Origin of the sequence: Leptothoe sp. LEGE 181152 (genome assembly GCF_032906605.1) — a bacterium.
Lineage (GTDB): Bacteria > Cyanobacteriota > Cyanobacteriia > Phormidesmidales > Phormidesmidaceae > Leptothoe > Leptothoe turfae.
Window position 1 is genome coordinate 82,754 of sequence record NZ_JASATU010000003.1, and the last position, 16,390, is coordinate 99,143.

Genomic DNA, 16,390 nt, shown 5'->3' on the forward strand with positions numbered 1-16,390 from the left:
ATAAGGAAATTGTAAGTAAACTATCAGTAAAATTTGCTTAAATCATTACCAGGGCAAACGCCAACGGGTTCGTTTCGCCTCTTGTCGAACCAGACCAACAATCGCGTCATTAACTTCCTCTTGGTCCTCACCACCAATGGTCCCGATCATACGTTCAAGTTCGTGAGCTGTTATCGACTCGTTAACCATGTAGGCTTCCTGCGCTGGCTGGGGCAATGAACTTCGGTCGTTACGCTTACCACCAGTTTCTCGATAGAGTTCGTCTACGTCACAATCAAATAGTTCCTGGGTTTGTGCGATCGCACTGTCACGATAAACATCGCCTGCGCCTCCATTGTCTTTGATGGCCCTGTTAAAGCGACGGTTAACAATGGCCCCATCAACCCGGTGACGCTTAGGCGTTAGCGCCTGCGAGTTGCCCGATAGATCCAACTGGGACGCCTGTTCCTCGTAATTGTTTTTCTCTTCCTTCCAGAAGTTCAAAAAACCCATTATTTCGTGCTTCCTGTTGTTCGTCAGCAGTAAAATCGGTCGATGTGAAAATCTGTTCAAGGCCCGCTTTGATGATGTCCAGACCGTCTTCGTACATCAAAAACTCGTCCAGGATTTCATTACGGTACTCGTAATCCCAGCGGTCTTGAGTGAAATTGAACCCATGAACGATAAGTGTCCAGGGGTCTAAAGTGCCTTTGTAGTGCAAAGCTGCCTCAAACCGGGCTAAAGCTGCTATCCAGGTCTTTTTATAGCGTCTATCCCCAAACAACTTAACCTCTCTCACATAGTCATCTAATGACCCTGTGAGCTTGCCCTTAAAGCTATTGAGTTTGGACCAACTTTTCCAAACCCGTTTTTTAAGCTGCTGCATTTTCATGGGTTCACCTGTGTTTACGGACGTAAATACATCTGAACTATGGTAATGATACCGTTGCTAACTAGTGCTGTCTACTAGATGTTAAGCGACCTTTCAGAACATATACAGTCAGAAAATTTTACCCTGGTCTCTGCCTGGTTGCTGTCTACTGACTATCGCTAATGCTGTAACCAGTCGCATTGCCAGTACTATCGTAATAAATGGCAACCCATTGATGTCCAGAAATACTGTAGTAAACCGAACCTGACTTTCTTCAGAAAATAAGTGCTTGTGCCTCACTTAGAAACGTCAAGTCACAGGACCGCAAAGCACGGGATGGGCGTAATCCGAAAACGGTTGAAGTGATCAAGATTCCGGCAACGACGATTCCTGCCTTTTCTGCAGGTAAGGGCTTTAAGGATCGGGTGAAAAACGCATAGCTTGGTTAAGACCTAACGATTCATTACTGTGGGTGCTCAATGGGACATCCATCTTTCAGACTTAGTTCTAGCTAAATAGTTTTAATAGATAACTAGAATAAAGCTATGGCTCGAAAGTATTGCCCATTTAGGTTCTTCTGTGAAACTGTTACTCAAACACCGGGATTGGTAGCATCTCAATGTCCCAACTTAGGGGCATGCTCAGAGCTAGCCAAATTGGATGGGGAATGAGGTGGCAGCAAGAAATGTGGGGGATTATGACAATCGGTCTATCTCGATTCAGGGGGCGAAGTGGGGGAGTGATGGCGTTGTGCCGTTATCGGCCCAGGCGTGTGATGCATTGGATCGTTATTTGGGTTGGTGTCTCAACCAGGGGTTTGATACTAGCCTGGAGGCTCCTTTGTTTGTAAGTCTCTCAAATCGGAACCGGGGACAGCGGATGGGATACAAAGGGGTATACAACTGCATCAAGGATTTGGCTGAGTTAGCAGAACTGGACGAGAAAATTCATCCGCACCAGCTGCGTCATACATTTGGGACTCAGTTGATCCTGGAGGGAATGAATCCTGAGTTTGTGCGCAGGCTGATGCGAATTAAGTCAATGAATGTGTTTGGACGCTATACCAAACGGGCTTTGGAACTGAAGGCGAAAGAGAGTTTTTACGATACGCTCCAGGCATCGGAGTCTGGGTTGTTTGGTAAAAGGTAATCTTGTTTTTGGAGAGAGCGGCTGGTTCATAGTGCCTGACCTCCGATATCAGGCACAAGGTAGCGTAAGCGTTTCTTTCGACTCCGCTCAAGGAGCGCTTACAGCATCAATATCACAACTAAAAAATCTATTGAAAATTCTGGAATTCTCAAATTCAACAATTTCACTTAAGAATTCTGAGAATTTTTAGTCAGATTGAGTTATGATGTGCGCGCACGCTTTGAAACTTCGCCACACCAAAGATGCTGAAAAAAGTTATTTCAATCATGTCGAATAGTGGTGGCGTTGGTAAGACCACACTGACGGTTAACCTGGCTTACCAGCTCGCCCGCAAAGGAAAAAAGGTTGCGATGTTTGGTTGTGACCCCAATGGTTCGTTGACTCTTTTCTGTGGATTGGATGATCCTCCGAAGGAGAAAACAATGGATTGGGTGTTGCGGCCTGACTTTAAAGGGGACTATCCTCTGTTTCCGGTTTGGAGGGATCGTATCGAGGGGATCGAGGCTTGTCTGGGGGGACTACCACTCACTGAAACGACACAGCGACTCGTTTTGGATAAGCGGGGGGCTTACTTATTGGCAGATGCATTGGAAGATCATCCGCTTCCCCACGATGTGCTAATTATTGATTGCCCTGGCACGATTGAGCAGCTACATATCGCAGCTCTGTCGGCAAGTACAGATGTGATTATCACACTGAAGCCAGAGGACAAGGATATGGATGCGATGGCTAAATTGCTGGAGTGGATTAGCCTGACTCGCACTGAGTTACGTCTAAAGCCTGCGCCTAAGGTGTTTGGAGTGGTGCCAAATGGGGCCAAGAACCGGGCAATGCATCGAGATAATTTAGGTCTGTCAGATATTGAAGGATTACCTGATATTATGCGGCACATGCAAATTCCGATGTTTCCGACGATTAAGGACAATGCCTATATTGCCAATGCCGCAGCTGCCGGGTTGCCATTGGGTATCTACAGAGCAGGGGATCCCAACAACAAGCTTTACGAAAAAATTGCCGTTGAAGTCATTAAGGAGATGGATTAGCGATGGCTCGCATCAGTAAACGACCCATGGCAACCATGTTTAGTGGTGCCTTAAATGCTCAAGAGGGTGAGACGATTGCCCAGCTGAAGGAAGAAATTGAAAGTTTGAAGTCACTTTCTGGGCAGTCATTTAGATTACCGGTTGCTGATATTCAACCGCTCCAGCTCCCAGGGAGGTTAAAGCAGCCTCGACTTTATTTTGATCCGCAAAAGATGGAGCGGCTTAAGGAGTCGATTGCGAAGCATGGTGTGCTGGAACCAATTTTGGTCAGGCCTGGTGCTAGGGGTAAATATGAAATCATCAGTGGTGAGCGGCGCTGGCGTAGTTGCTGTGCGTTAGAGATGGAATCGGTCCCGGCTATTGTGCGGGATATGCCAAATGCGATGGCATTGGAAGCCGCACTGATCGCCCACTTGCTGAATGAAGAAATTACGGCAATTGAGCAGACGGAAAGTATTTTAAGTTTACTGTCATTGCACCTGGATATCCCGATTGAAGATGTAAAGGCAGGCCTTTATCGGGTCAAGAATTCACGTTCCCGAGGCGCTGAGAATTCTAGAATTTTCAGCGCGGATGAGCTGAAACTAATCGCTGAAATCCTTGGTGAGTTTGGGATGAAGCTTTCCAGTTTTGTTTCTAATCGGTTACCGATGTTGAATTTGGCCCCTAAGATTTTAGAGGCAGTACGAGAGGGGAAGTTATCACCTACGAATGCAGTGCTTTTGAATCGTCAGAAGCCTGAGTTACATGGTGAGCTGGTTGAAAAAGCAGTGGGTTTGACTAAGCAAGATGTAATGGCTTTGGTGAAAGAACTTGAAAAGGAACAGCCAGCGAATAGTTCACCGGTATCATTATCTATTTCTGATCAGATCTTTGATCGTTTTAAGTCTGTACGCAAAAAGAAATCACTACTTGAATCAGCAGAGGTACAGAAGCGTCTAACGAAAATCAATAAGCTCTTACAAGAGATCGAAAAATTGAGTGTCTAAGAATTCCAGAATTTTCAGATAATCTAGCTAAGCAAATTTAGCAGAAGCCGAAGTATACGAAGCAAAAGCACCTTGGTCTCATGGGGGTACTTAACCCAATGCCTAAAGTTGTGCTTGAAACGGTATCAGAGCAGAGAGTTTAAAGGGTTAACGATTTATTGAACGTTTGAAGCTGGCAACTAATCTTATGGCAATCAAGGGCTTCGCTCAAAGAATTGAACGAAAAATTCAGGGTTTTAGAATACAACTGGTAAGCGATATAGGCCGAATTAATTACGATTTCAAAATCATAGTTTTTTGCGTCGGTGTTTCCGCTGGTCTAAGTAGGTGGGGTAGGGAAACTTAGGAAAGAAGAAATGTGAGTAGTGTCCTTCAAAAAACTCAGGAGCAAATAATGGAATTGCCGCAGACACCACAGCATAAAAGACAGTCGAAAACTCCAGAAGCCAGCATACTACCTCAGTCATCTTCACGACGAGATATGTTGAAATTTTTAGGATTTGCTGTAGTGGGAAGTGGAACCACTTTAGGTAGTCAGCTACTCTTACAAGGCTGCAACACAACAAAAACAGAAGACCTTGCACCAGACATTTCAACAGAAACAACAAGCAATTCTCTAACCCAGGAAACAGGAACCCAGACCACCGCTAACACCCCAACAGGTGAACCCTTACAACGATTTGACTTTGAATCAGTCAAGGTCGATGCCAAGGGGCAGATCATCCAAAGGCCCTCAGGCTCAGTGGAATATTTTGATGAACCGTTTCTGTTGGGCAAACTGGGGAATGCTCTGCCGCTACGGATGGTGAAGATACCAGCAGGCAGCTTTACAATTGGATCACCAGAAACTGAAGAAGGCAGAGACGACGACGAAGGGCCACAAAAACAGGTAACAATATCGAGTTTTTACATGGGAATGTTTGTTATCACCCAGCGGCAGTATCAAGAGATCATGGGAGAGAACCCTTCACGCTTTACCCAAGATGGAGATAATCGTCCTGTAGAGAAAGTTTCCTGGAACTCCGCAGATACTTTTTGTCAGCGCTTGAGTGAACAGACAGGTCGCACTTATCGCTTACCTAGCGAAGCCGAGTGGGAGTACGCCTGCCGGGCAGGAACAACTACTCCGTTTTGTTTCGGAGAAACGATTACGACTGAAATCGCTAATTATTATGGAGAAGATACTGCTGCCAAGGGTACTTATGGTGCAGGCCCCAAAGGGGCGTATAGAGAATCAACTGTCCATGTAAATTTCTCTTCGCCCAACGCTTTCGGTTTGTTTAACATGCATGGCAATGTATGGGAATGGTGTGCTGAAGACTATCACAATAGCTACAACAATCTTCCATTAGATGGAAGCATCAGGTCTTCTACTGATAGCTACTCAGATGCTTTTAAGGTACTGAGGGGTGGATCGTGGCACTACTCGCCGAGCTACAGTCGCTCGGCAAGTCGTCTCCACGATATACGTCCATACCGTTCTGACAACGTCTTCGGCTGTCGGGTGGTCTGCATGCCCTCCACATAAGAGAGTAAATAGCTTGCTCGGATCATACCGAAGGTTCCTCTGAGCCTACACACTTTATTTCTCTTCCCCAATACTTTTCCCCAACTCCACATACTGCCAATGCCAAGGCTCCCTATCCCCCTACGAGTTCTCCTTCAGACACGACAGCTCAAACACCCCTCAATCCAGATATCCTTACACCTGCGATCGCAAAAAGCAGCACTCCCCTTATCAAAATTCTCAGGCTGCAAGACATCATCATCATCCATCCACGCTCATTATCCATCCACGCATTTAAAGTGTCCGCGTCTGGCTCTGAATTTTACCTCCAGCAGCTTCATAGCATCCAAGGTCTGGCACTACCCCATAGATTAACGCGCCCCTAGTCGCCCGAATCACTAAAATTCACCCCCGTCGCCGTCGCACCCACATAACGCTATGTACGATGCCTGTTCTATAACCGTTCGCTCAACGGTCAAACTAGATATATCATTCATGGTGAAATCCTTACTTTGCAAGGGTTATAGCTTCGTTTGTCCGCCGTTCAATTTAGTTCGACGAGTGTTCGAAGATGAGACCTTTGAACGGTATGGATACCAATTTACCTGCGAGGGTAAGGATGATACCGAATCTATCTGGAGCGTAGAAAAACTTTAGACAGAGGGTCAGAAATCAAAAGAAACGGCTGCTATGACGAAAGAACCCAGTAATTGATAACGTGATCTTCGCTACTTCTTAGAAGAAGCACTAATCTTCTCTGCATTAATTTGAAACTGAATCAACGCATTTTTACGTTTACCAGGAAGTTCTTGAGCCCCCATCAAATACCCCCCACTCCGCAGTTCCTCAACCGTACGCCAAAATAACTGATTGTTACGAGACGAATTGCTACCCAACAGATCAAGATTTTTGAACAGATAGCGCTTAGAAATTGTCAAAAACTGACCATCTTCCGGAGAGTCCCACTTTAACCGACTAGCAAGATAGAGCAACAACTTGGTTTTGTAATTATGTTTTGCACTTCCACCCAAACGCTGAGTCATGTCGAGATTATTCGCAAAGAGAACATAGTCTCCTGTACGGGCTGGCCCTTCAAAAAATTCCAAAGACACCGTATAAGCATCCGCTAACTCATAGGTATAGTCTGCAGCCTTATCCAGATCAAAGTCACGCGGCACATTGTCCACTTCAAACTCTTTGATCCGCAGAACATTTTTGATCGTAACCTTAGCACCCAGGCTATCTCCTTTAGGCAGAGACTGAGCAAACACTAACTCCGTACGATGCAATGCCATCAAATCACAGTGGAGCTGGGACCGCAGCTTAGCCGGAAAACCGCCATCCTTAGTACGCTTATAGCCCATAGCTTCTAATAAATCATTAGAGCGAAAGCTGACACCAGGACGATTACCTTCTTGGGCCGCAGCTCTATAAAGATAAAGCACAATTGAAACCTGACGTGGGTTGAGAAATGTCAGCAGTGCAGCAATCAACCGCTGCATTCGTCGGTCTTGGATTTTCTCTAACCCCTTAATTCCTTCCCCGAGATACGCCTCGAGATCTAAACTGTCATATTGCTCCTTAAGCTCTTCCCATTCCTCTCCAGATAGGTCTTCGATAGGAATTCGGCGAGTGACAGCAACTTCACTAGCTTCATCTGGATCTGCATCAACCCGCATCTCCAGGTAATAGTTTTCACCATCTGTTCGTAACGTTGGCAAGTTGACATCTGGATTTCTCAATGAGGCTCCGGCTCGCGGAAGAACCCGTAAGAGCTGCCCATCGACTGGAAACGTCGTATCTTTTGCAGCATCCTTAGTTGTCGACAAGACCGCCACCGTGGGAAACATCAGCCACATGATAAAGGGCTTTTCCCAGTTCTTAAACCCTATAACTTTCGCGTATGTTTTTTGAATAAAACCCCATAACTTTCGCGTATGGATTTGCCTATCCCTTTGCCGTATGTGAGGCACCAGAGCCTATAACTTTCGCGTATGGATTTGCCTATCTCTTTACCGTATGTGAGGCATCAGAGCCTATAACTTTCACGTATGGATTTGCCTATCCCTTTGCCGTATGTAAGGCATCAGAGCCTATAACTTTCGCGTATGGATTTGCCTATCCCTTTGCCGTATACCGTTAAGTGCAGTTCAACTGAAACAATTAATTCAAAGTATTTCTCAAATAGGGCCTATAACTTTCGCGTATGGATTTGCCTGTAACTTTACCGTAGGCAATACATTAAAGCCTATAACTTTCGCGTATGGATTTGCCTGTAACTTTACCGTAGGCAATACATTGAAGCCTATAACTTTCGCGTATGGATTTGCCTGTAACTTTACCGTAAATAATGTGCCAGCACTTGTGACTTTCGCGTATCAATTTACCTGTGACTTTCGCGTATCAAAGCCCTATAACTTTGACGTACTAGGCATTTCCAGCTCTTGAGAACAGCACAGACTAGTGTTAACCTCTCAGGTGCCTGGAAACAGATGAACTACTCAACTGGAAGCAGGTAAACAGCAAAAGCACCCGCCCTTCGCTTTCTTGCCGGTCTGCTAAGAGCTTGGTGCTATCAACAGTCCCCACAAAGTGGGTTTGTTTTGCATGCCTATCGATCCTAGCAACTCTGGTATTGATTTACCAGGGCTGACAATTTGTAGTGGGTTAAATAGGAAAGGAGGTGCACTATCGTAGCCGCCTCTCTAAGTTTTAGCTATGTTCCAGAAAATAATGAGTTTTTGGAACTCTTTCCCCATCGTCACGATTACATCTACGCGCGGCATCCATTACCAGGTAAACGCCCTCAATGGCAAACGGAAAGTCGGCATCCATTATCAGACCGACTGATTGAACAGGGTACTTATTTATATGGTGTGCGGTTTGGGAAGGAAACCCAGTACGCCATGCTCGATATTGATATTGGCAGCGCATACCATCCCCGGCGAGATCCCATTGCCTTTCAAAAACTGACCGAGGCATTGGAACCCTTAGGTCTGGTATCAGCAATCACCTGCACCTCATCCGATAGCCAGGGCCTGCACCTCTATTTTCCATTTTCAGAAACGCTAACAGCCTGGGAAGTAGGCAGTGGCATCACATTACTTTTGGAAAGTCAGGGATTTAAGGTCACACCTGGTCAGCTTGAAGTCTTTCCCAATGCCCGACTGTACACCATCGAAAGTACACCGAACTTATTTAACGCCCACCGGCTACCACTACAGCGTGGGTCGTATTTACTCAATGATGATCTAGACCCGATCTGGACTGACCAAACTACCTTTGTCGATCAATGGAGACAATGCCAGGGACGCAACAACCTGAGCAATGAGACACTACAGCAAATCATTCGACAGAAGAAACGGCGCAGTTATCGTCTGTCGAACAAGGCCGACAAATTCCTAAACGATCTCAATGCTGAAATTGAGCAGGGTTGGACTGACCATGGGCAAACAAATCGATTGCTGGGTCGGATCACCATGCGCACCTATGTGTTTCACCATGTGATATACGGCGGTGAAACGCTACACGGTAACAGTCTAATCAAAGAAGTTCTAACGATAGCTAAAGCTTTGCCTGGCTATGAGCTGTGGTGTCGTCATCAGCATGAAATCGAAGACCGTGTTTCTGAGTGGGTCAGCTGTATCGAGAAAAGTCATTACTTTCACTATGGAGAACAGTTTGGAAAATACAAATCTAAAAAGGAGAAACCAGACTCTGAAAACACTGAACCCAGCTGGAATCAACGGCAGAGCCAAAAGACCAAAGGCAAAATCCAAGCCGCACTAAAAGAACTCTCAGATAAAAATGAACTGCCAGAACAGGCAACTGCCAGGTTTAATGCCCTTAAGAAATTTGGTATTGGCGGAGGTTCTTTATATCGATATAAAGAACTCTGGCATCCACACTGGAAATTACAGGAAAGATGCCCACATACACCGCAACTTAAGAATGAAAATGAATCTGGACAGTTTGGCTATGCTAACGCACCAAACTGTCACAGCTCTACAAGCTTATTACAAGGTATAGATGGTAATAGCAGTGAAATCAATGGCTCTAGCGATCTGAAATCTGTTGCATCTCAGCCAGAGGGTGGTAATCCTCATCGAGAGGAGATTCAGCGCATCCGAGAGAGGTTGTCAAAGGCTCAGATCGTTGTCGATTTACAGGCAGCGCAGGAGGTTGTAGAGGCTGAGGAGATACTGGCCCAGGAGTCTAGAGTAGCCCATCTACAGCAGATGGCTTACTGGTTGACGTTGGATGACCCGATTTTGATGGCAGAGGCCCTGGCATGGTTAAGGCAACAGCCGCCTGAGCTATGTGCTGAGTTATTAGATACAGAGCTGTCAGAGGCGCAGCAGCGGTTGTTAGAGACGGTTGTGGAGATAGTGGAGCAGTTGCAACGGCTGGATTGGGGGCCGAGCAGGATAGGGGAGGAGTTACGATCTCAATTTTCAATACCCTCGCTAGCCCATCTCACGGCTGAACAAAGACAACAGTGGTTATCTTATTTGCAAGGCTCCGCCAGAGAGGCTCCGCCCTAGCGGAGCCTTGCCCTTCGGGCTATACGTACCCTGACACCGGATAAAGGGATGGGCTTATTGCGATCGCGAATTCTAAAAGATGCGGCTAAGGGGCAAGCTTCGTTACAAAAATTGTCTTTCTCTAAGATAACCATCTTAGCTTGGTACAAGCTGTCCTACTCCAGAGACTTGATAGTTGGGTCGGTAAGCAAAACGAGGGAGATCTTCTGGATGCGTGACACCGCTAAACACTAACACCGTTTCAATCTCTGACTCAATACCCGCAATAATATCTGTATCCATACGATCTCCAATGATTACGGTATCCTCCGGACGTGCTCCTAACTTTTTGAGGCCGTTTCGCATCATTAACGGGTTGGGTTTACCTACACAGTAAGCCTTAACTCCCGTTGTCAGTTCAATAGGAGATAGCAAAGCTCCTGTTGCTGGGATGATTCCTTTCTCTGACGGGGCGGTAACATCTGGGTTAGTCCCAATCAACTTCGCTCCCTTCTGTACCAAAAAGCAGGCATGTTCTAGCTTTTCGTAGCTATAGCTGCGAGTATCACCCACTACCACATAATCTGGAGCTGTATCGTTGATGGAAAACCCCGCCTCATATAGGGCGTTGATTAGCCCTGGTTCTCCCACGACAAAAGCGCTGCCACCGGGCTTCTGCTGAGCTATGAAGGCAGCGGTAGCTAGGGCACTAGTGTAGAAGTTGTTGGTTGACACTTCAATACCCAATCGGCTGAGCTTCTCTTTTAACTCACGAGGTGATCGTTCGCTACTATTGGTCAAAAATAAAAAAGCTTTGTCGTTCTGGTGTAGCCAATCGACAAACTCAGATACTCCCGGTAGTAGCCGATTGCCATGGTAAATGACGCCGTCCATATCGCAAATGAAGGCTTTTTTATCCCGAAGAGGTGTGAGATTGAGAGGTTCAGTCGACATGGCTATTGGCATCTAAGTGGAACACTTTGCATTCTAGAGCTCTGCCGAAAAAAAGGCAGTGTCACCTTGAGGTTGATTAGCGTACTTATGGAAAAATCCGTTCACCCATCGCATTCTCTTGGCCCATAATTGGCCAGGAGAATGCGCATTGGATTGGTTTAGGGGCTGCAGTAGTCTTGGATAATTCGGCTAGCAACACTCCACAGACACAGGAGAAGCCTACGGAATTGAAAGGCAGTTAATTTATTGGGTTGACGTTGCGATCTCCACCATCTCTACCACTCCATCAACCCCGGATCAAAATCACTACTATCCACCGCCTCTGCTGGACTACCCACATCGTCCACATCCTACATCCATGCCTCAAACCGGGCCAACTGACTCAGCGCAATATGGTACGGCAATGGCCGAAAATACTTCAGCCTGCCAGTCGCATTCCGCGATTTAGGTAACGGGTCTGCCCCTTGGCTAGCTATTTACGGTCTTGGTCGGCGCATCAGCTCTTAACCTACGATTGAACAGCCCGATTCTACAAGTATAAAATCACTGCTTGCAGTGTCATCAACCACAATATCCTAGAGACCCAACTCACTGACTAGTAACAAAAACTAACAACATTAACGTTTATGTCAGAAAAGAGACATTGATCCACTCAAGCAATATGCTGAATACATGAGCTGAAAAGTTCGTAATCACAACAAAGGAGGTCAACAATCGATATCTCAACAGAATCGTTTGACGGCTCAATGCCAGCACCCAAACAGGTCACTGATATTTCTTCTTACTTGCACTAGAGAGCATTGTTTTTAGTCAAGATTACTCTTCTAACAACAACTCTTGAGCGTCTTAATCTAATGTAGAAGAGTTCCTCAGGTAGATCGTTCTGGGTGCTGTTGTGCTTTAAAACGCCCCTAGACCAGAAGTATCCTGCCTTCCGCTTTGCCTGATGAATAGCGGCGTCATCGGCGGTGATTCGATAGGTGACTCGGGTGGGTGTCGCCCCTGTTTTTGGGCGCTCTGATTGGTCATAGTAGGGCTGTTCGACCACGTCTAACTGCCTCAATCGGTGATAGGGACAGCGGGTGGCTGCGGCAGATAGCGCTAACGGAACACGGGTAATCCAACGCAGTGCCCCTAAGCCTGATCTTTGAACCTAACCTGCGGAATGTACGTTGCTGCACTAGCTTGCTTATATTTACACAAGCAACATGCTCTAAATGCCTGTCAACCATTTTCGCTGGAGACTTTCTAATGTCTCACCATAGATAAAATGTTTAAAGGTTTTACTCATTTCATCTGGAGAAATATAACCATCTTGATCTAAGTCTAAAGACTCAAAGGTCTTTTCTGCAATACCTTCATCTGTTTTGTATAGGTAATAAAATGCTTTGAGTTCTTCTAGACAAATTTTCCCATCGGCATTAACATCTAGAAATTTGGTAAATGCAGTTGCCAGGTCAAAATCTAAATCCTTAACCATAAACTCAATCCATTCATCTAGACTGACTCTACCATCCCCATTGGTATCCATCAGTTGCTGAACGGTGTTCCCCAGTCCAGTCCAAAAAGACAATGCTGTTTTATATTCTTTTGAGTCATCTTTCCATCTCCAAACCTGAGCTGATGCATTGACCATTTGCTGGAAGTCGTGGGCCTCGATTTCTCCATTTTGATCATAGTCAAGAATATCAAAAAGTTGTTGTAGATTTTGCTGTCGCTGTTGCATACAAGAGACGGAAACCCTGGACTGCATAATTATACGAACACTCAATAGGCTAACCACAATAATAAGAATTGGGCCAACCCAAAAAGGCCATGAGGTTCCCCAGGCGGTGAACATATACCCGGCCAATAGAGGAGATATAATTGTGGCTAATGCGATCGCAGAGTCAGTCAGTCCAAATACTTTACCTTGTTGTCGAGCTGATACAGATTGTGACAGCAGGCTAACCGCAACAACTCGACATAGTGAATAGCCCAGGCAAATCACTGACAGTGACAGGAGAATATTGAGTAAACTTCTGCTAGTGGGCAGAAGCATCATCGCAATACTGTAAGTGAAGAGCCCCCAAATAAAGAGATTCGATTCTCCAAATCGTTTAATCAATGGGTTGATTAAGCCCAATTCAATACAGATGGCTAACCCTCCCCAGTAAACGTAGAGAAAGCTGGTACTTTGAGGGCCCCAATGTAATTCTTGACCTGTCCATAGCCCTAAAACCGATTGCACACTACTACCTGCAAAGGCAATCAGGACTAAGCCCATGATCAAGGTAAGTGTCAACGGATTCTTCAAGATTGTCTGGTAGTCTGTGAAGTTGAAAGCTGATGACTTTAACTGTGTCTGCTCAGGCTCTACATGAATCTTAGGTAAGGATTCTGGTAAGACAAAAAAGGTGAATGTCACCGCAAGGGCAGAAAGACTGGCTGCAACCAGGGCAGGGGTCAAGAAATCAGACGTTGCAGAGTCTGAGCCCACCAAGAACCCGCCTAAGGTTGGACCTAAAATAATGCCGCAACCATAGGCTGCCGATAAAACACCTAAACCTCTGGCTCGCTGGTCACTTGAGGTAACATCGGCAATATAGGCTGTAGCAACAGTGCCACTGCCAGAGGCGGCTCCAATCAATGCATTACAGGCAAACAACGCCCAGAGGGAGTGCAGCAGCCCAAACCACAAGCACGCGATTCCACTCACCACCATACTGGTGAGCAATAAAGGACGCCGACCAAAGCGATCGCTCAGTCCGCCCCATACAGGTGTTACCATGAACCCCGTAATGGCGGATGCACTAAATACCAATGTTGTCATTAGGGGTGACGCATTAAAGTTTTGAGCATAAAAGGGAATCAGGGGCACCACAATCGAGGAACTGACAGTATCAATCAGTACGCTGAGAAAGAGAGCAATCTGAGCAAGATGACTTTTATCTTGCAACCAGGCCAAGAAACCTGGTCGATTAACGTCTTCTAAGGTCATAGGTTTACAACTGCCTTGGTAAACTTACCCCAAAGATCCAATTGCCAGGTGCTTGTAAATCTTCGTCATATAGAAATTGAGTCACAGCTTTTTCAAATTCCTCCTGGCATAGATGGCCATCCTGATTGAGGTCCAAGATATCAAAGGATTCCTCCAGCTCTGTTGTATTGATGCCAGTGGCTTGATAAAAATCTCTGAGTTCCTTGACCGTTACCTGCCCATCACCATCTGCATCAATCATATTCAGAAACAGGTTTGTGAAATCGTAATCAATTCTATGCTCTAAGCAATGTAACCATTCGGCGCGATCAATTTTCTTATTCCCATCTTGATCGGCTAGCTGTTGCAATAATCGACCAAACCTTGTGAGCGATCCTTGTAAAACTTGATAATCTGATGTTTCAGGATTCCAACCTCTAATGTTCGCTAACTCTTGACCCAATCTCTGGAAATCTTGTAATTCAATCACATCGTTTTGATCCTGATCTAGCAGATCAAATAAGTGCATTGATTTTTGCTGACGACGTCGCTGCATCACTCTTGATAGTCGGGATTGGGTAATCCGCTGCCAGCCAAAGAAGGCACCGATCAATAGCAATATCGCATTAATCCAGTAGGGCCAATTTGTCCCCAAAATCTCAAATAAAAAGCCACCCCAAATAGCCCCTAAACAACTGGCCAGACTTGAAACAGACTCCATGATTCCAAGGGTTTTACCTTGTTGTTTGGCACCCGATAGATGACTTAATAAACTAGTCAGGGTGGGGTTACCTGTAGCATCAGCCACAACGAACAGCAGCATCGCCCCAACCAGTTGAGGGCCTGTGCTTGAAAAAGTAATTAAGACAAGTCCTGCTATCATCAGGACCAAGCTTAAGAGAATCAATTTAACTTCGCCCAACCAACGCACGAGGCGTCCCATTACACCGATTTGGATGACTGCGGTAGCCAGGCAGTAGCCTACGATGAGATAGCCAAATTGCCGAGGTCCCCAACCTAATCGAGCATCACACCAAAGGGCCAAGGTGGTATGTAGCCCCATTCCAACAAAAACCATGGCGAAAACCACCAGGATCAAGCTGCCAATCAAGGAACGCCGCAGTGTATGCCTGATTTCCTTCAGAAATCGTTTGGGTGAGGTAATTTTTTTACTGGCTAGAGCTATCCGTCCCACATGCTTTCGAGGGAGAGCTATAAAAGCCATACAAAATGTTAAGCCAGAGGCAATGGTTGCTGCCAAACCCGGTGTCCGAAAATTAGGCTGGGCTTGGTCACTGCCAATTAGTAGCCCAGCAATCACAGGCCCTAAGATAAAGCCAATGCCTGCGGCAGCATCGAGAAAACTTAGGGTTTGGGTACGCTGTTCAGGAGTGGTTAAATCAGAGATATATGACTGAACAATAACAGTGCTGGCACTGGCTGCACCGCCGATTATTCGTGCCAGGAAAAGTATTGGTAGTGTGTTGGCAATGGTAAGACATAAAAATCCCAGGGTTGTGCCAGCAATATTAAAGAGTATGGTGGGGCGGCGGCCGATCCGATCACTCAAACTGCCCCAAAAAACGGGTGCGAAAATACCCATAAAAGGTAAAACGCTAAATAAAAGTCCAATTTCTAAGGGGGAGGCACCAAAGGTTTTTGCGTAGAAGGGTAATAGTGGAATAATAATGCCAGCACCGAGATAATCCAAAAGGGTACTCGTCAGCAAAATTGCTAACACCTTTTTCTCTCGATCTTGCAGGGTTGTCATTTGTTCAAGATTTAATTATTTATTGACTTGATAGACCCAAATTTGATAGTCAAGTTCAGGTGAAAGCTGGGGCAGTGGCTGAATTTTGTTACTTTGTGAAACCAGTTGCCACTTACCCGAGACTTCTAAGTCAAGCATTTTGGCTTTAAAGTCACTACTTTCATAAAATTCAGGTCGTAGGGGGAAAATAATATATCCATCCGGTTTGGTGATTCGGATCAATTCCTCAAATGTTTTACTGGGAGCATGGCCATAGGTAAAGACACCTACACTGATAATTCCATCATATGAATTGTCAAGAAAACCTAGGGGGTCACCCATTACCCGCCGGTACAGCGCTTGGTAGATCCCTTTTTCTGCCGCTTTTTTCAGCATGCCCTCAGAGAGATCGATACCTTCAAGATGAGTGAAACCTTGAGCATGCAGTGCCTTACCCACCAATCCGGTGCCAACGCCTGCGTCTAAAATTTTTGCGGTGTAGGGTAAATACTGGGTCAAGACCTCCACCGTCCGTTGGGGACCGACATAGCCTGAGAGATCTTCTAGATCGTGTTCATACTCGGCAGACCAAGCATCGTAGCGCTCGACTAGATCCTGGTTATTTTTTGATTGATAGACCCATTGCACTTTTTCATGGACATTCAT

The 16,390-nt window shown here is 45.8% G+C and carries 13 protein-coding genes and 1 pseudogene; 6 read left to right on the forward strand and 8 right to left on the reverse strand.

The annotated features are described in order from the left end of the window. Positions 1-45: 45 nt before the first annotated feature. Together QGP82_RS01500 and QGP82_RS01505 are read right to left on the reverse strand one after the other, a co-directional pair. On the reverse strand, positions 46-432 hold the full coding sequence (locus QGP82_RS01500) for a hypothetical protein (protein ID WP_250565215.1): 387 nt from the start codon (positions 430-432) through the stop codon (positions 46-48). After that, on the reverse strand, positions 395-871 hold the full coding sequence (locus QGP82_RS01505; RefSeq protein ID WP_163671138.1) for a hypothetical protein: 477 nt from the start codon (positions 869-871) through the stop codon (positions 395-397). Before QGP82_RS01505 ends, QGP82_RS01500 begins: the two co-directional genes overlap by 38 nt. Positions 872-1,161: 290 nt before the next feature. On the opposite strand from QGP82_RS01505, the pseudogene QGP82_RS01510 reads away from it, so the two are divergent. From QGP82_RS01510 to QGP82_RS01530, 5 genes and pseudogenes are all read left to right on the forward strand, one after another. Further along, a pseudogene (locus QGP82_RS01510) lies at positions 1,162-1,290 on the forward strand (HU family DNA-binding protein); the annotation flags it as partial. A 232-nt stretch (positions 1,291-1,522) separates the two neighbouring features. Then, positions 1,523-1,999, forward strand: coding sequence for a tyrosine-type recombinase/integrase (locus tag QGP82_RS01515; protein WP_499056754.1), 477 nt, complete (start codon positions 1,523-1,525; stop codon positions 1,997-1,999). Between the two features lie 242 nt (positions 2,000-2,241). Beyond that, positions 2,242-3,042: a ParA family protein gene (locus QGP82_RS01520; protein WP_163671140.1), complete on the forward strand. Its 801-nt coding sequence runs from the start codon at positions 2,242-2,244 to the stop codon at positions 3,040-3,042. Between the two features lie 2 nt (positions 3,043-3,044). Next, positions 3,045-4,031, forward strand: a complete 987-nt coding sequence (locus tag QGP82_RS01525; protein ID WP_163697789.1) for a ParB/RepB/Spo0J family partition protein — start codon at positions 3,045-3,047, stop codon at positions 4,029-4,031. Positions 4,032-4,425: 394 nt separating this feature from the next. Further along, positions 4,426-5,559 (forward strand): formylglycine-generating enzyme family protein, encoded by a 1,134-nt coding sequence (locus QGP82_RS01530; RefSeq protein ID WP_163697791.1) that lies wholly within the window; start codon positions 4,426-4,428, stop codon positions 5,557-5,559. A 707-nt stretch (positions 5,560-6,266) separates the two neighbouring features. Here QGP82_RS01530 and QGP82_RS01535 read toward each other — a convergent pair. After that, complete coding sequence (locus QGP82_RS01535) at positions 6,267-7,388, reverse strand: hypothetical protein (protein WP_163671880.1); 1,122 nt, start codon at positions 7,386-7,388, stop codon at positions 6,267-6,269. An 891-nt stretch (positions 7,389-8,279) separates the two neighbouring features. On the opposite strand from QGP82_RS01535, the gene QGP82_RS01540 reads away from it, so the two are divergent. Beyond that, entirely contained in the window at positions 8,280-10,082 is a 1,803-nt protein-coding gene (locus QGP82_RS01540; protein ID WP_499056756.1) for a hypothetical protein, read from the forward strand. 135 nt (positions 10,083-10,217) lie between these two features. Here QGP82_RS01540 and QGP82_RS01545 read toward each other — a convergent pair whose 3' ends face one another. The 5 genes from QGP82_RS01545 to QGP82_RS01565 all read right to left on the reverse strand — a co-directional run bounded on the left by QGP82_RS01545 (position 10,218) and on the right by QGP82_RS01565 (position 16,390). Next, entirely contained in the window at positions 10,218-11,015 is a 798-nt protein-coding gene (locus QGP82_RS01545) for an HAD-IIA family hydrolase (protein WP_163665674.1), read from the reverse strand. Between the two features lie 790 nt (positions 11,016-11,805). Continuing rightward, positions 11,806-12,063, reverse strand: coding sequence for a hypothetical protein (locus QGP82_RS01550; RefSeq protein ID WP_499056758.1), 258 nt, complete (start codon positions 12,061-12,063; stop codon positions 11,806-11,808). A gap of 165 nt (positions 12,064-12,228) precedes the next feature. Continuing rightward, the gene (locus QGP82_RS01555) at positions 12,229-13,995 is read right to left on the reverse strand and encodes an MFS transporter (RefSeq protein WP_499056760.1); all 1,767 of its coding nucleotides are present in this window, start codon (positions 13,993-13,995) and stop codon (positions 12,229-12,231) included. A gap of 4 nt (positions 13,996-13,999) precedes the next feature. Beyond that, the gene (locus QGP82_RS01560) at positions 14,000-15,745 is read right to left on the reverse strand and encodes an MFS transporter (protein ID WP_499056761.1); all 1,746 of its coding nucleotides are present in this window, start codon (positions 15,743-15,745) and stop codon (positions 14,000-14,002) included. Between the two features lie 15 nt (positions 15,746-15,760). Next, on the reverse strand, positions 15,761-16,390 hold the full coding sequence (locus QGP82_RS01565; RefSeq protein ID WP_499056763.1) for a class I SAM-dependent DNA methyltransferase: 630 nt from the start codon (positions 16,388-16,390) through the stop codon (positions 15,761-15,763).

Coding starts and splice junctions, on each gene's coding strand:
- QGP82_RS01505 (WP_163671138.1), bottom strand. CDS start 871: ATGAAAATGCAGCAGCTTAAAAAACGGGTTTGGAAAAGTTGGTCCAAA.
- QGP82_RS01520 (WP_163671140.1), top strand. CDS start 2,242: ATGCTGAAAAAAGTTATTTCAATCATGTCGAATAGTGGTGGCGTTGGT.
- QGP82_RS01525 (WP_163697789.1), top strand. CDS start 3,045: ATGGCTCGCATCAGTAAACGACCCATGGCAACCATGTTTAGTGGTGCC.
- QGP82_RS01530 (WP_163697791.1), top strand. CDS start 4,426: ATGGAATTGCCGCAGACACCACAGCATAAAAGACAGTCGAAAACTCCA.
- QGP82_RS01535 (WP_163671880.1), bottom strand. CDS start 7,388: ATGTTTCCCACGGTGGCGGTCTTGTCGACAACTAAGGATGCTGCAAAA.
- QGP82_RS01545 (WP_163665674.1), bottom strand. CDS start 11,015: ATGTCGACTGAACCTCTCAATCTCACACCTCTTCGGGATAAAAAAGCC.
- QGP82_RS01555 (WP_499056760.1), bottom strand. CDS start 13,995: ATGACCTTAGAAGACGTTAATCGACCAGGTTTCTTGGCCTGGTTGCAA.
- QGP82_RS01560 (WP_499056761.1), bottom strand. CDS start 15,745: ATGACAACCCTGCAAGATCGAGAGAAAAAGGTGTTAGCAATTTTGCTG.
- QGP82_RS01565 (WP_499056763.1), bottom strand. CDS start 16,390: ATGAATGTCCATGAAAAAGTGCAATGGGTCTATCAATCAAAAAATAAC.